Here is a 15,253-nt window from a genome sequence, read left to right as displayed (position 1 = left end):
GCTGGTACGTCGGGAATGCATTTCCCTGTAGGAGCTGCGGCACGCTGCGATCTTTTGATCTTGTTTTTAACGGTAAAAAGATCGCAGCCTCGTTTCACTCGGCAGCTCCTACAGGGTTTTGTGCTGAAGCCACTCGAGCAAGCCGAACCCCGCCGCCCGCCCACTGGCAAAACACCCGGTCAGCAGATAGCCGCCCGTCGGCGCTTCCCAATCCAGCATCTCCCCCGCGCAAAACACTCCCGGCAAGGTCTTGAGCATCAAGCGCTCATCCAGCGCCTCGAACGTCACGCCACCGGCACTGCTGATCGCTTCGTCCAGCGGACGGGGTTTCACCAGGGTCAACGGCAACGCCTTGATCGCCCGCGCCAGCAGCGCCGGATCGGCAAAGGTCGCCGCGTCACTCAGCTCGCGCAACAACGCCGCTTTCACCCCATCAATCCCGACCTGACTGTGCAGATGCTTGGCCATCGAGCGCGAGCCGCGCGGTTTGCCCAACGCTGCCTGTAATTTATCCACAGGCCTGCCGGGTAACAGATCGATGTGCACCGTGGCTGAACCCTGCGCGTTGATCGCCTCGCGAATCGGTGCCGACAGCGCATAGATCAGGCTGCCTTCAACCCCGGTCGCGGTGATCACGCATTCGCCCAAGCGTGGGATATCGTCGTTCAAACCGATGGCGACATTTTTCAGCGGTGCTCCGGCGAATTTGCTGACAAGCAATTCGCTCCAGCCCTGCACCTCGAAGCCGCAATTGCTCGGCTGCAACGGCGCCAGTCCTACACCTTTTTGCTCCAGGGGCAGCATCCACGCGCCATCCGAACCCAGCCGCGACCAACTGCCACCGCCGAGGGCGAGCAGGGTGGCGTCGGGTGTGACCGTGATTTCGCCGTCGGGGCTGGCAATGCGCAGAGCGCCGTGTGCATCCCAGCCGAGCCAGCGATGGCGGGTGTGGATAACCACGCCGCTGTCGCGCAGACGCTTGAGCCAGGCTCGCAGTAGCGGGGCGGCTTTCATGTCGGTAGGGAACACCCGGCCGGAGCTGCCGATGAAAGTCTCGATGCCCAGTTCATGAATCCAGCGGCACAACGCATCGGCATCGAAGCCTCGCAGCAAGGGCGCGATCTGCGGCGCGCGCTCGGCGTAGCGCGCGAGGAACGCCGGGTAAGGTTCGGAATGGGTGATGTTCATGCCGCCGACCCCGGCCAGCAGGAACTTGCGCCCCACCGAGGGCATGCCGTCGTACAGGTCGACACGCACACCGGCCTGGCTCAGCACTTCGGCGGCCATCAGGCCGGCGGGGCCACCGCCGATGATGGCGACGTGAGCGGGGAGGGGGGCGGAGGTCTGGGTCATGGCGTGCGCTGCGGTATGGCGGGATAAGGCGCGCATTCTAACAGCCGGGATCCGTGTAGGAGCTGCCGCAGGCTGCGATCTTTTGATCTTGGCCCTTAGAAAACAAGATCAAAAGATCGCAGCCTGCGGCAGCTCCTACAGGGGATCGACGGTAAATCTGGCGGACTGGTTGAAAAATGATCAGCGCGCTGTACGTCATGCTCGCTGTGGGCTGTAGTCCCTTTCGCTCAGGTTATCCACAGGCCGTTCCACAGCCATTGTGGGTAACGCAGCACAGCTCAGTGACAACCGTGTGACGTCCAGACCCGTTGCGCGCTGTGATGCAGGATGCCGTGGCGGCGGGCGAGGGCGTGGCGATCCTTGCTGTAGCCACCGCCGATCACGCCAACCACCGGGATGTCGCGGCCCAGGCAATGGCGCATCACGCTTTCATCGCGGGCGGCGACGCCTTCGTCTGTCAGTTGCAGATAACCGAGGGCGTCGTCCTTGTGCACATCGACCCCGGCGTCGTACAGCACCAGGTCCGGTTGATACAGCGGCAGCAGGTAGTTGAGCGTGTCATCCACCACCTTCAGGTAGTCGCCATCGCCCATGCCTTTGGGCAGCGGAATGTCCCAATCGCTTTCGGCCTTGCGGGCAGGAAAATTCTTTTCACAGTGCAGGGAAACGGTGATCGCCTCCGGCGTGTCGTGGAGGATGCGTGCGGTGCCATCACCCTGATGCACGTCGCAATCAAAGATCAGCACCCGGTTCACCCGGCCGCTTTGCAGCAGGTAATGGCTGATGATCGCCAGGTCATTGAAAATGCAGAAGCCGGCCGGGTAATCGTAGTGGGCGTGATGGGTGCCGCCGGCGAGGTGACAGGCCAGACCATGCTCCAGGGCTTTCTCTGCCGCCAGAATCGAACCGCCGACCGCCCGCACCGTACGCCGCGCCAGCGCTTCGTTCCAGGGCAAGCCAAGGCGCCGCTGGTCTTCGCGGGACAACTCGCCGCTCATGTAGCGTTCGATATAGCGACGGTCATGGGCCAGAGCGAGGATGTCGTTGGGGCAGATCTCCGGGCGCAGCAGGTCGGCGTCGCGGGTCAGGCCGCTGTCGACCAGGTGGTCGCGCAGCAAACGGAACTTGTCCATCGGAAAGCGGTGATCCGCCGGAAACTCGGGACTGTAGTCTTCGTGGTAGATCAACGGCAGTGGCATGGCGACTTCATGTAGGAACGATGGAAAGAGTGAACGATCCTACCAGCGATGTAGACTGGCGGCATGGAAACGGAGGGGCATGATGGAGCCGATACTGCAACTGGAAAGTGCGCGATTGCTGATGCGCCAATGGCAGGACGAGGATTTGCCGGCATTTGCGGCGATGTGTGCCGATCCGCAGGTCATGCGTTACTTTCCACAGCCCTTGAGCCGCCTGGAAAGTGCTTCGCTCATTGGTCGGGTGCGCGGCCATTTTGCCGAACACGGCTTCGGATTATGGGCGCTGGAGCGCAAGGACAGCGGCGAGTTCATCGGTTTCACCGGTCTGGGTGTGGTCGGTTTCGATGCCCCGTTCACGCCAGCGGTGGAAATCGGCTGGCGCCTGGCCCGCGAGCATTGGGGGCTGGGCTATGCCAGCGAAGCGGCATGGACCGCTCTGCGTTGCGGCTTTGACCGGTTGTCGCTGAAGGAAATCGTGTCCTTCACCGCCCAGAGCAATCTGCCCTCGGAGAAAGTCATGCAAGCGATTGGCATGCAGCACGATCCGGCCGATGATTTCGATCACCCCAAAATTGCCGTCGATCACCCGTTACGCCGGCATGTGTTGTACCGGATTACCAGGGAGCAATGGCTGCAAACCCTGCATGGCTAAGCCGACACGGACGTTTACAATGGCGCGACAATGGCTCGCGCCAGAACCTGAATGGGCCGCCGCAGCCAAGACTGCGCGGCATAGCGTTGTGTGAGGAGAGTCTGAATGAGCCAAGTGTTGGAAGATCTGGTCGACCTGCTGACCCTGGAGCCGATCGAGGAAAACCTGTTCCGTGGCCGTAGCCAGGACCTGGGTTTCCGTCAGTTGTTCGGTGGGCAGGTGCTCGGCCAGTCGCTGTCGGCGGCCAGTCAGACGGTTGAAGAGGCGCGCCATGTGCATTCGATGCACGGTTATTTCCTGCGCCCGGGCGACGCCAAATTGCCAGTCGTGTACTCGGTGGATCGCGTGCGTGATGGCGGCAGCTTCAGCACCCGGCGGGTCACCGCGATCCAGAAGGGCCACCCGATTTTTACCTGCAGCGCGTCGTTTCAGTACGACGAAGCAGGCTTCGAGCACCAGAGCCAGATGCCGGTGGTGGTCGGTCCGGAAAACCTGCCGTCGGAGCTGGAACTGACCCAGCAACGCGCGCACCTGATTCCCGAGCACATGCGCGAAAAATTGCTCTGCCCGAAACCGATCGAAGTGCGCCCGGTCACTGAAAAAGACCCGTACAACCCGCAGCCGGCCGATCCGGTGAAGTACGTGTGGTTCCGTGCTGATGGCGCGCTGGCGGATATTCCGGCGCTGCACAAATACCTGCTGGCCTACGCCTCGGACTTCGGTCTGCTGACCACTTCGATGTTGCCTCACGGCAAGTCGGTCTGGCAGAAAGACATGCAGGTCGCCAGCCTTGATCACGCGCTGTGGTTCCACAATGATCTGCGCGCCGATGACTGGTTGCTCTATGCGATGGACAGTCCGTGGGCCGGCAATTCCCGTGGGTTCTCCCGTGGCAGCGTGTACAACCGCGCCGGGCAACTGGTGGCGTCGGTGACTCAGGAAGGCCTGATTCGTCACCGCAAGGACTGGGCATGAGCCTGAGCGATGTGAAGCACTGGGTGTTCGACATGGACGGCACCCTGACGGTCGCCGTGCATGACTTTGCGGCGATCCGCGTGGCGCTGGCGATTCCGCCCGAGGATGACATTCTCACCCACCTCGCGGCGCTGCCGGCCGACGAAGCGGCGGCGAAACATGCCTGGCTGCTGGAGCATGAGCGCGATCTGGCGTTGGGTTCGAAACCGGCTGCCGGTGCGGTGGAGCTGGTGCGCGATCTGCACGGGCGTGGCTATCGCCTGGGCATCCTGACGCGCAACGCGCGGGAGCTGGCGCATGTGACGCTCGAAGCGATTGGCCTGGCCGACTGTTTCGCTGTGGAAGATGTGCTGGGCCGCGATGAAGCACCGCCGAAGCCGCATCCCGGCGGGTTGCTGAAACTGGCCGAGGCCTGGAAGGTGCCGGCGCGCGAGATGGTGATGGTCGGGGATTACCGCTTTGATCTGGATTGCGGGCGAGCGGCCGGGGCGCGGACGGTGCTGGTGAATCTGCCGGACAACCCGTGGCCGGAGCTGACGGACTGGCATGCGCAGGATTGTGTCGAGTTGCGGCGTATGCTTCTGGCCTGAGTTCTTTAGCGCCTGAAAGGGCCCCATCGCGGGCAAGCCCGCTCCCACATTTGAAATGCATTCCCCTGTGGGAGCGGGCTTGCCCGCGATGAGGCCTGAGCGGCCACTGCAAAATCATTGATCAAACAGCGCTTTCTGCCCCTCCGGCGACGTCAACATCCCATCGCCGTTATGCCCGACCCCGGGCACTTCAACCAGCCGCTGATTCACCCCTTCCGGATGCCGGCGCAGCAGGTAGCCGAAAAACAGTTTGCCGCGTTCCAGTCGATACGCACCCTGGGCTTCGGCGGCGCAGCTTTTGTCCAGCGCCGGATGCTGCGGGTCGGTGTCCTGCTGACCGAGCAGATAAATCACCTCGCGCTTGATGTAACTGCTTTCAAGCTGCAACGGCGTTTGCCCGCCGGCGTACACCGGCATGTCGCTCAGACCGTACTTCCAGCGATTAAACCCAAGGCACTGTGCGTGATCGAAGGCGACCGGCCGCTGTTCGTTGAAATACGCGTACGACGACGGATTGGCCACCACATAGCGCAGGCGAATGCCGTTGGCCTTCAGCGCCGGTTGGTCCTTGGCCAGCAGGGCATAACGCTGCACCACTTGGCCGCCACCGGAATGGCCGAAAATCACAATCTGTTTCACATCCGGAAACTGCTTGCGGTCGCTGACCCGGGCGACAATTTCATCCAGCGCGGCGTAGGAACTCAGCGGATTCGGCCCTGTGGATAACCCGCCGCCCATCCACTCGTTGCCTTTCCAGCGCAGCAACGTGTTGGGCAGCGAGTACAGGGCGACGTCGCTTTCATTGAGAAACTGCGGCGCGATCACCAGCGTGTGCGCAGTTTGTCCGGCCAATTCCGTGGTGTGCTCGGCACTCTTGCGGTAGGTTTCGGCGTTGCGCAGACGGCCGTGAATGACGATCAGCACCCGCTCGATTTTTTCCGGTGCGGGGCTGATGCCCACGGCCATTTCGCCGGCCTTGAGTTGCAGACGCCCGGAGCTGATGGCATCGACGCCCGCCGCGTGTGCGCTGCCGCCGATGATCAGTAACGCCAAAAGCCATTTGTGCATTTACAGGTTTTTCGCCGCGAAGGTATCGCACTGGCCGACCTGGCCCTGGGCGAATCCGGTTTTGAACCAGCGCACCCTTTGCGCCGACGTACCATGGGTAAACGAGTCCGGCACCACTCGGCCCTGACCCTGTTGTTGCAGGCGATCATCACCGATGGCGTTGGCCGCGTTCAAGGCCTCTTCGACGTCACCCGGTTCCAGCCAGTTCAGGCGCTGCTGCGCATGGTAGGCCCAGACGCCGGCCAGGCAGTCAGCCTGCAATTCCTGACGCACCAGCAAACCGCCGTCGCCCTGCATCTGCCGCCCCTGCTGACGGGCCGCCTGAATTTTCGCCGAGACGCCGAGCAGCGTCTGCACATGGTGGCCGACTTCGTGCGCGATCACGTAGGCCTGGGCGAAGTCGCCGGCAGCCTTGAAGCGCTGGGCCATTTCCTGGAAGAAGGCCATGTCCAGATAGACTTTCTGATCCGCCGGGCAATAGAACGGGCCGGTCGCCGAAGTCGCCAGACCGCAGGCGGAATTCACCCGGTTGCTGAACAGCACTAGGGTCGGATCCTTATATTGGCGGCCGGCCTGCTGGAAAATCGCGCCCCAGGTGTCTTCGGTATCGCCGAGGATCGAACGCACGAATTCGGCCTGCTGGTCGTTGGCCGGTGGCGCCTGACGGGTTTGCGTCGAGGCCGGTGCCGATTGTTCGGTCATTTGCCCGGTGAGCTGACCGAGGATCTGCAGCGGGTCCTGGCCGGTGATCCAGCCGATGCCGACGATCAGCAGGATCGCCCCGAGGCTCAGCCCCTTGCCGCCACCGAAACGCATTCCACCACCGCCGCCGCTATCATCGCCACGGGCATCGACGACGTTGTCACTGCGTCGGCCTTTTTTCCATAGCATGTGGGAATCCTCTATCTGTACGTGGTGATGAGTGTTGCTGGTGTGTGAGTGTGGCGCCAGTCCGGTCGTCCGTCCATTGGCGCACACGCGAGCAGGCCCGGCCTCGGGTGACGAGGACGGGCCTGTTATTGACGAGCGTGTGCGCGACTAATTCAATCCGTTGGCGGATTTCTCCTTTCGCACTGTGCGTCAGCGATCGAAGGCGTCCCACACCGGGGCGAAGTCCGGGCTGACCTGACGCTGATTTTTCGGCAGTGCGGCGATCAGTGCGCGGTCTTCAGCGTCCAGTTCAACCTGCAGCGAAGCCAGGTTCGCCAGTTGATTGGCCCGGCTGCTGGCCTTGGGAATCGCCGCGACGTTGGGCTGATCGAGCAGCCATTTCAATGCGATCTGAGTCGGCAGCACACGGTGTTTTTTCGCGATCTGCTGAATCTGCGCGATGTCCGAGACCTTGTTGCGCGCCAATGGCGTGTAGGCCGTCAGTGCCAGATCGTGTTGGCGGGCATAGTCGAGCAAGGCGTTTTGTCCGAGGAGGACGTGGTACTCGACCTGGATCGCTGACAGAGGGATGGCGTATTCCTCAACGACTTTGCGCAGCAGCGGCAGCGGAAAATTCGCCACGCCGATGTGGCGAGCCAGACCTTGCTCCTTGAAGGATGCGAGGGTTTCAAGCGTGCGCGGCAAGTCCCAGGCAGTGCTCGGCCAATGGATCATGAACAGGTCGACGTACTCGCTGCGCAAAGCCTTGAGGCTTCGTTCCATCGAGTGGCGCATGGCGTCGGGTTGCAACTGGTCCCACCAGACCTTGGTGGTGACATGAATCTGCTCGCGGGGTGTCGATGTGTTCGCCAACGCTTGTCCGACCGCGTCTTCGTTGTTGTAGGCCGCTGCCGTGTCGATGTGCCGGTAGCCGAGTTCCAGTGCTTGCTCGACGGCACGAGTGCATTCGTCGCCGAGCATCGGCCAGGTGCCGAGGCCGAGTTTCGGCATGTTCAAACCCTGGGCGTTAACGATGTGCTGCATGGTCGATCTCCTGTTCGAAAGCAGTGATACCGGCGATATGGCGGGCGGCGATGTAGCCGAACGTCAGCGCCGGGCCGAGGTTGATCCCGCCCGCCGGATAGTGCCCGCCCATGATGCTGGCCATGTCGCCACCGGCGGCGTAGAGCCCGGCGATGGGCTGGGCATGGGCGTCGAGCACTTGTGCCTGCGGGTTGACCTTGAGCCCGGCAAAGGTGCCGAAGCAGCCCGGTTGCACTTTCACGGCATAAAAAGGGCCGGCCACTATTGGGGCAACGCAGGGGTTGGGAAGGTTCGCCGGATCGCCCTGTTTGCGGTTGTAGGGCGTTGCGCCGCGACCGAACAGAGGGTCTTCGCCAAGGCGCGCATGCGAGTTGTAGTGATCAACAGTACGGCGCAACCCGCCGGGATCGATACCGCAGGCGCTGGCCAATTCTTCAAGGGTGTTGCCGGTTTTCAGATAGCCGCTGCGGATAAATCCTGACAGCGGAACGGGAAATGGCCGCGACATGCCCAGGCCATAACGCCGTTGAAAGGCGCGGCTGCAGATCAGCCACGAGGCGACTTCCTCGCCTTCCGGGGTGGCGGCAACCATGGCGCTGACGTAGTCGAAGTAACCATTGGCTTCATTGACGAAACGCTGGCCGTTGCGCAGTACACCGATGATTCCCGGTTTGCCGCGCTCGATGATGTGCGGGAAATGGCCGATGCTGCCGTCGGCTTGGGGTACTTGCGAGACCGGCGCCCAGGCCACGGGCGACGCCAGGTCGGTGTTGACCGAGGCACCGACGCTTTCGCCCAGACGCAGGCCATCGCCGTTGACCGCCAGCGGTGGCAGTGCCCAGTGTTCATGACCTGTGGGCGTGCGCGGAAACAAGGCCTTGCGCCGCTCGATGTCATTGGCGAAACCGCCGGCGGCCAGCACCACGGCTTTGCGTGCATGGACGCGGATCGGGCCTTTTGCGCTGTTGACCACGGCGCCGCAAACCCTTGTTTCATCGCGCAGCAGTTCGCTCACCGGCGCCGACTCCCATAACAGGACACCAAGGTCCTCGGCGGATTTCGCCAGCCTTGCGACCAGCGCCACCCCGTTGACCAGTTGCATGGCTCGGCCGTGCACCGCCAGATCCCGCAAGTGTCGGGTAAAACGTCGGGTTACATGCCAAGCCGCTTTCAGCGAACGGGTCAGATTGAGGAACGCCGAAAGGTCGGCGCCGGCCATGATCGGCATGCCCATGAAGGACGTTTCGCGCATCGTTGTACGCAGGCGCTTGAGCAGGCGTCCGACTTGGCGTCCGTCGTAAGGCGCCGCGATGACCGAGCGCCCGCCCGTGCCAGCGCCCGGCGTATCGCCATGGATGTCGGCGATGGCGTTGCCGTCGGCAAATTGCAAAGCGCTGTGCTGTTCGAAAAATGCGACCATCTGTGGTCCGGCAGTGAGGAAGGCGTCGACCATGGACGGGTCGTAATGCTCGCCGAGTTCGTGGCGCAGGTACGTGCGCGGTTGCTCGATGTCTTCGACGATGCCGGCGCGTCGCGCCAATGGATTGCACGGTACCCACGCCCAGCCGCCGGACCACGCCGTGGCACCACCGAACAGCGGATCCTTTTCAACCACGATGACTTTCAGACCGTGCCAGGCGGCAGTGACCGCTGTGGATAAACCGGCAGCGCCGGAGCCGACGACCAGCACGTCGCAGTCGATTTCGGGAAGTTCGGCAGGCATCAAACAAAACTCCGCAACTGGATTTTATTGGAATTGGATTCCAGAAATTAGCGAATGAAGCGCATCTGCTACAAGACCTGTTTCCGTAAAGTGGGCGGTTATCGCACTGCCGGTTCCGGATTTCGCTTTGTCTCGGATGTCTTTTAGAATCGGCGAAATTTCATTTGGATCTTCCCATGGCCGGCAGTCAGATCGAACGGGTTTTCAGTGTGCTGGAAAGCCTCACCAGTGAGCCGCACGGGCTGCCGATGCAGACCCTGGCCGAGCAGCTCGACATCCCGAAAAGTGCCACTCACCGTATGCTCGCCGAGCTGATTCGGCTGGGTTACGTACGGCAGAATGCAGACACTCTGCGCTATCACTTGTCGACCAAACTGGTGGCGATGGGGTTTCAGTATCTGGCGAGCAGCGGTGCCGACATCGTGCAACCGGTGCTGGATCGACTGGCGCAGGAAACCGGTGAGTTGGTGCGTCTGGGAGTGATCGATGGCGAGCGCCAGACCTGGATCGCCAAGGCGCAGGGCGCCCGGACGGGCCTGCGTTATGACCCGGACATGGGCCGCGACGCGCCGTTGTTCTACACCGCCTCCGGGCACGCGTGGCTGGCCTGCATGAGCGACGCCGAAGCCTTGTCGCTGGTCGAGCGCCAGGGCGCGGAAGTGCCAGTGGGCATTGGGCCGAATGCGCCGCGCTCCAATATCGAATTGCTGGAGCGCCTGCGGCTGGCGCGGGAGCAGGGTTATGCCTGCGTCGAGGAAAGTTCGGCGGTGGGCACTTCGGCGATTGCCGCGGTGGTCAAGCACCCCGTTGACGGCCGGGTGATCGGCGTACTGAGCATTGCCGGGCCAAGCGCGCGGATGCCTGGCGCGCGGCTGCATGAACTGGCGCCGTTGCTGATGAAGTTCACCGAGGAGTTGTCGGCGGCGAGCCTGGCGTCCGAATTGTTTGTCTGACCCGCGCCGATCTTTGTAGGAGCTGCCGAAGGCTGCGATCTTTTGACTTTGTTTTTCAGATCAAGAGCAAAAGATCGCAGCCGGCGGCAGCTCCTACAGGTTGAGCGTCGTGTACGAAGTTGTGCGGTGTTCGCACGGATTTTCCATTAGTGGGTGTTTGATTCTGGAACGCGGTTCTAGATTGTTGCTGAAGAGACATTTCCAACAACAATCACAAGAGGATCGCGCCTTGACTCCGCCCCTTCGTATCGCCCTGATCGGCGCCGGCAACATGGGCCAACAGCATTACCAGCACTTGCAAACCCTCGATGAAGCCCGGTTATGCGCAGTGGCCGATCCCGGCCCGCAGGCTCCCGCGCTGGCGGCGCAGTGGGGCGTGGCGTATTTCGCCGATCATCGGCAGATGCTGGAGCAGGTGCGGCCCGATGCGGTGATCGTGGCTAACCCGAATAATCAGCACGTCAGCACGGCGCTGGATTGCCTCGCCGCCGGCGTGCCGGTGCTGTTGGAGAAACCGGTGGGCGTGAACAGGGATGAGGTGCGCAAACTGGTGGCGGCGGTCAAACGCAGCGGCGTGCCGGTGCTGGTCGGCCATCATCGGCGGCACAATCCGTTGATCGTGCGTGCCCACCAATTGCTGCGCAGCGGCGCGCTCGGGCGGCTGACCATGGTTACTGCGCTGTTTCAGTTACGCAAACCCGACCGTTATTTCGAGGTCCCGTGGCGCCGTGAGCCGGGCGCGGGCCTGTTGCTGACCAACCTGATTCACGACCTCGATCTGCTGCGTCACCTGTGCGGAGAGGTGCAGTCGGTGCAGGCCGTCACCGACAACGCGGTGCGGGGTTTTGCCAACGAAGACAGCGTCGCGGTGTTACTGCAATTTGCCGGCGGTGCACTGGGGACGCTGAGCGGTTCCGATGCGGTTGCCGCGCCGTGGAGCTGGGAGCTGAATTCCGCAGAGAACCCGGTTTACCCGCGTCAGGCCGATCAGCCGTGTTATTTGCTGGCGGGCACTGCCGGAGCGTTAAGCATTCCGCAACTCAAGCGTTGGCATTACCCTGCCGATCAGGTCGATGCCGGCTGGCACGAACCGTTGATTGCGCAGCAAGAGCCGTGTGAGGGCGGGGACGCGTTGCGTTTGCAGCTGCAACATTTTGTGCAGGTCGCGCGGCGTGAAGTCGAACCCTTGGTCAGTGCCGCCGATGCCGCGCGAACCCTGGCGCTGGTCGAGGCGATTCGTGAAGCAGCGGCCAGCGGCCGTGCCTGTTCTCCGGCAGCGGTCGAGGCTTGAGCATGAACGAACGAATCCTGTCCCTGGCCAGTCTCACCGTACTCGAATTGTCGCCACCGCAAATGGTCGAGGTCGCGGCGCGTGCAGGTTACAGCCATGTCGGCCTGCGCCTGGAACCGGCAACGCCGGAGGAACATCATTTTCCGCTGGTGGCCGATGCTGATCTGCGGCGTCAGACGTTGAGGCGTTTGCGCGACACTGGCATCGCGGTGCTCGACGTGGAAATCCTGCGCCTGAAACCGCACACCGTGGTCGCTGATTTCGAGAAGCTGCTGGCCGTCGGCGCGGAGTTTGGCGCCAGTGAATTACTCGTCGCCGGCAATGATCCTGACGAGCAACGGCTCACCGACAACTTTGCCGCGCTGTGTGATCTGGCGGCGCCTTACGGTTTGCATCCGCATCTGGAGTTCATGCCCTGGACCGATGCGTGCAACCTCGAACAGGCGTTGCGCATCGTGGCCAATGCCGACCGGGAAAATGCCGCGGTGCTGGTCGATGCCTTTCATTTCGATCGCTCCGGCTCACGGCTGGAGGATCTGGCCAGCGTCGCACCGGCGCGCCTGCGTTATGCGCAATTGTGCGATGTGGCGGGGCCGAGACCGGCGGACATGGCCGAGATCTTGCGTCAGGCGCGCAACGAGCGGCGGTTTCCCGGCGAGGGCGATTGCGACCTGCACGGTTTGTTGCGCAGTCTGCCAGCTAATATTCCACTGAGCCTGGAGATCCCCACGGTAAAACTGCTGGAGCAGGGCGTCAGCGGATTGCAACGAGCGCAGAGGGCGCTCGACAGGACGCGGGAATTGTTGGCGCAGTTGTAAGTCAGTGTGGGTGGCGGGGCGCCAGCGTCCTCGCCACTGTTTATTTTTCCTTAAGAGATATCCAATGACCGTCAGCACCCCGCTCTCCGGTGTCAACCAACCCTTCAAGGGGATCTTGCTGATTGTCGTGGCGACCTTCCTGTTCTCCAGCCACGACGCGCTGTCGAAATACCTTTCAGGTTTCTATCCGATCGTCATGGTGGTATGGGCGCGTTATCTGGTGCACACCTTGCTGATGGCGGGGATCTTCCTGCCGCAATCGGGGCTTCGAGTGTTGCGTACCAAACGGCCGTTGTGGCAGTTGGCGCGGGCGCTGTGCCTGCTCGGCACCAGTCTGTTTTTCACCACGGCGCTGTTGTACATCCCGCTGGCCGAGGCCACGGCGGTCAACTTTCTTGCGCCAGTGCTGGTGACGGCACTGTCGGTGCCGTTGCTCAAGGAACGGGTAACGCGCGGGCAATGGATTGCGGTGATCTGCGGATTCATCGGCGTGCTGATCATCGTTCACCCGGGCGGTGAACTGTTCACTCCGGCGGTGCTGCTGCCGTTCTGCTCGGCGTTGTTTTTCTGCTTCTATCAACTGCTGACACGCAAGCTCAGTGAGGTCGATAGCCCGACCACCAGCAACTTCTTTGCCGGTCTGTGCAACACGCTGGTGATGAGTGCGCTGGTGCCGTTCTTCTGGCAGGTGCCGACGTTGACGCACGCCGCACTGATGCTGGCGCTGGGCAGTTGCGGGATGACCGCGCACCTGTTTCTGACCCAGGCTTTTCGGCATGCCGCGCCGGCATTGCTGGCGCCGTTCGGTTACTGTCAGATCGTGTTTGCCGGGCTGTTGGGCTGGGTGGTGTTCAATCACACGCCGAGCCTGTTGACGGTGATCGGCATTGTGGTGATCTGTTGCAGCGGGCTGGCGGCGGCGTGGCAGCAGAGCCGTCGATGAAAAGAACTCAGCTTTTTGCCGAACACAAAACCCTGTAGGAGCTGCGGCACGCTGCGATCTTTTGATCTTTAAAAACAGGATCAAAAGATCGCAGCGTGCCGCAGCTCCTACAGGGTAGGCCGGTTACTCGCTGACGTCAGGAATCTTGCGCGGTGCCATGAAGTACATCCAGGTCAGCGCAATGAAGTACATCGCCGGGATCAGCGTGAACAGCACCGTGTAGTTGTTGTTGGTGACGGTCAGGATGTGGCCGACGATCTGGGTCATGAACATCCCGCCAATCGCTGCGCACATGCCGCCGAAACCGAACACTGTGCTCATCATGTGCTTGGGCGTGTAGTCCATCACCAGGCTCCAGATGTTCGCGGTCCAGGCCTGATGCGCGCCGATCGCCAGGGAGATTGCCGCGACGGCGACCCACAGGTTGCTCGAGCCGGCCGCCATGATCACACCGATGATGCAGCAGGCGAACAGGAACATCGACAGCAGTCGCGCCTTGATCGAGTTCATGCCGCGACCGATCAGGAACGAAGACAGAATGCCGCCACCGACGCTGCCGAAGTCCGCCGTCACGTAGATGATGATCAGCGGAATACCCATCTGGGTGACGTTGATGCCCAGGTTGTATTGCTGATTGAGAAACGGCGGCAACCAATACAGGTAGAACCAGAACACCGGCGCCGTCAGCGAATAGGCGAGGGCGAACGCCCAGGTGCCGCGCATGCGCAGGATGCGTGAGAACGGGACGCGGGCCTGTTCCGGTTCGACTTCTTTCTGGATGTATTCCAGCTCCGACTGTTTGACGCTCGGATGGTCTTCCGGGTTGAAGTATTTCAAGCCCCAGAACAGCAGCCAGATCCCGCCCAGTGCCGACATGCACAGGAACGCCGCCTGCCAGCCCCAGACGTGGAGAATCAGTGGCAGCAGCATCGGCGTGAACATCGCGCCGACGTTGGTCCCGGCGTTGAAGATGCCGGTGGCCACTGCGCGTTCACCGGCGGGGAACCACAGGCGCGTGGTTTTCACGCAGGCCGGGTAGTTGGCTGCTTCGGTCAGGCCGAGGATGAATCGGCAGACCATGAAGCCGACGGCCGACGTCGCCAGACCGTGGGCGCCGGTAGCCAGGCTCCAGAGCAGCACCGCGCAGAAGAACACGCGCTTCACGCCGACCCGGTCGATCAGGCGTCCCTGCAGGACGAAGCCGATCGCGTAGCCGACCTGAAACCAGAAGTTGATGTTGGCGTAATCCATCGCCGTCCAGCTCATTTCCTTGGCAAGAATGGGCTGCATGACGCCGAGGGCGGCGCGGTCGATGTAGTTCAGGGTCGTGGCGAAAAACACCAGCGCCAGCATGCCCCAACGGGTCTTGCCGACGGCCATGGCGCCGCGGATCTTGTCGCCGATGCCACCCGTGGCAGTGCTCATGGCCGGAGCCATGCGGGAAGTCTGTGAAGGAATCATTGTTCCACCCGTTTTTGAATTTGTTATGTGGTGTTGTTTGCACGCACTGCGACCGAAGGTTCATATCCGGACTCAATGTGGAGTCGATGGTGGGCAGTGGACGAAAAATCGTCAATTCGTCGAAACGCCATAGTGTTCGATAATCGCACGCAAAACTAACCGGCTGGTACACTTTAAATTGCTGTGCGCAGTCATGCAGCCAATAATTTCCCCACGATAAAAAACATCCTGTGTAGGAGCTGCCGAAGGCTGCGATCTTTTGAATTTGCTTTTCAGGACCAGGATCAAAAGATCGCAGCCTTCGGCAGCTCCT

At 61.9% G+C, this 15,253-nt stretch carries 14 protein-coding genes; 7 read left to right on the top strand and 7 right to left on the bottom strand.

Annotated elements, in window-relative coordinates; all coding sequences use genetic code 11:
• Positions 1 to 108: 108 nt before the first annotated feature.
• Both AC193Q_RS16335 and AC193Q_RS16330 read right to left on the bottom strand, forming a co-directional pair.
• On the bottom strand, positions 109 to 1,353 hold the full coding sequence (locus AC193Q_RS16335) for a TIGR03862 family flavoprotein (protein ID WP_483878613.1): 1,245 nt from the start codon (positions 1,351 to 1,353) through the stop codon (positions 109 to 111).
• A gap of 278 nt (positions 1,354 to 1,631) precedes the next feature.
• Positions 1,632 to 2,552 (bottom strand): histone deacetylase family protein, encoded by a 921-nt coding sequence (locus tag AC193Q_RS16330; protein ID WP_047296732.1) that lies wholly within the window; start codon positions 2,550 to 2,552, stop codon positions 1,632 to 1,634.
• Positions 2,553 to 2,634: 82 nt separating this feature from the next.
• Here AC193Q_RS16330 and AC193Q_RS16325 point away from each other — a divergent pair, with 82 nt between their 5' ends.
• From AC193Q_RS16325 to AC193Q_RS16315, 3 genes are all read left to right on the top strand, one after another.
• Positions 2,635 to 3,204, top strand: a complete 570-nt coding sequence (locus AC193Q_RS16325; protein WP_121187328.1) for a GNAT family N-acetyltransferase — start codon at positions 2,635 to 2,637, stop codon at positions 3,202 to 3,204.
• Between the two features lie 105 nt (positions 3,205 to 3,309).
• On the top strand, positions 3,310 to 4,179 hold the full coding sequence (gene tesB, locus AC193Q_RS16320; protein ID WP_003228466.1) for an acyl-CoA thioesterase II: 870 nt from the start codon (positions 3,310 to 3,312) through the stop codon (positions 4,177 to 4,179).
• Positions 4,176 to 4,769 (top strand): HAD family hydrolase, encoded by a 594-nt coding sequence (locus AC193Q_RS16315; protein ID WP_095668253.1) that lies wholly within the window; start codon positions 4,176 to 4,178, stop codon positions 4,767 to 4,769. The genes tesB and AC193Q_RS16315 overlap by 4 nt, the downstream gene beginning before the upstream one ends.
• Before the next feature lie 114 nt (positions 4,770 to 4,883).
• Here AC193Q_RS16315 and AC193Q_RS16310 read toward each other — a convergent pair whose 3' ends face one another.
• The 4 genes from AC193Q_RS16310 to AC193Q_RS16295 all read right to left on the bottom strand — a co-directional run bounded on the left by AC193Q_RS16310 (position 4,884) and on the right by AC193Q_RS16295 (position 9,474).
• Positions 4,884 to 5,837, bottom strand: coding sequence for an alpha/beta fold hydrolase (locus tag AC193Q_RS16310; RefSeq protein ID WP_047296726.1), 954 nt, complete (start codon positions 5,835 to 5,837; stop codon positions 4,884 to 4,886).
• On the bottom strand, positions 5,838 to 6,728 hold the full coding sequence (gene ypfJ / locus AC193Q_RS16305) for a KPN_02809 family neutral zinc metallopeptidase (RefSeq protein WP_047296725.1): 891 nt from the start codon (positions 6,726 to 6,728) through the stop codon (positions 5,838 to 5,840).
• Positions 6,729 to 6,917: 189 nt separating this feature from the next.
• Positions 6,918 to 7,751, bottom strand: coding sequence for an aldo/keto reductase (locus tag AC193Q_RS16300; protein WP_047296724.1), 834 nt, complete (start codon positions 7,749 to 7,751; stop codon positions 6,918 to 6,920).
• Positions 7,735 to 9,474 (bottom strand): FAD-dependent oxidoreductase, encoded by a 1,740-nt coding sequence (locus AC193Q_RS16295; protein WP_483878612.1) that lies wholly within the window; start codon positions 9,472 to 9,474, stop codon positions 7,735 to 7,737. Before AC193Q_RS16295 ends, AC193Q_RS16300 begins: the two co-directional genes overlap by 17 nt.
• Before the next feature lie 176 nt (positions 9,475 to 9,650).
• Between AC193Q_RS16295 and AC193Q_RS16290 the strand changes: the two genes are divergently transcribed.
• The 4 genes from AC193Q_RS16290 to AC193Q_RS16275 all read left to right on the top strand — a co-directional run bounded on the left by AC193Q_RS16290 (position 9,651) and on the right by AC193Q_RS16275 (position 13,479).
• Positions 9,651 to 10,427 carry an IclR family transcriptional regulator gene (locus AC193Q_RS16290; protein WP_483878611.1) on the top strand — a complete coding sequence of 259 codons (777 nt, stop codon included), beginning with the start codon at positions 9,651 to 9,653 and terminating at the stop codon, positions 10,425 to 10,427.
• Positions 10,428 to 10,656: 229 nt separating this feature from the next.
• Positions 10,657 to 11,718: a Gfo/Idh/MocA family protein gene (locus AC193Q_RS16285; protein ID WP_483878610.1), complete on the top strand. Its 1,062-nt coding sequence runs from the start codon at positions 10,657 to 10,659 to the stop codon at positions 11,716 to 11,718.
• 2 nt (positions 11,719 to 11,720) lie between these two features.
• Positions 11,721 to 12,536: a sugar phosphate isomerase/epimerase family protein gene (locus tag AC193Q_RS16280; RefSeq protein WP_483878609.1), complete on the top strand. Its 816-nt coding sequence runs from the start codon at positions 11,721 to 11,723 to the stop codon at positions 12,534 to 12,536.
• A gap of 64 nt (positions 12,537 to 12,600) precedes the next feature.
• Positions 12,601 to 13,479, top strand: coding sequence for a DMT family transporter (locus tag AC193Q_RS16275; protein ID WP_047296716.1), 879 nt, complete (start codon positions 12,601 to 12,603; stop codon positions 13,477 to 13,479).
• A gap of 123 nt (positions 13,480 to 13,602) precedes the next feature.
• Here the strand turns inward: AC193Q_RS16275 and AC193Q_RS16270 are convergent, their stop codons facing one another.
• Positions 13,603 to 14,940, bottom strand: coding sequence for an MFS transporter (locus AC193Q_RS16270; protein ID WP_483878608.1), 1,338 nt, complete (start codon positions 14,938 to 14,940; stop codon positions 13,603 to 13,605).
• Positions 14,941 to 15,253 lie beyond the last annotated feature (313 nt).

The organism is Pseudomonas sp. F2, from assembly GCF_057174385.1.
This window is presented reverse-complemented; position numbering and strand designations above follow the sequence as displayed.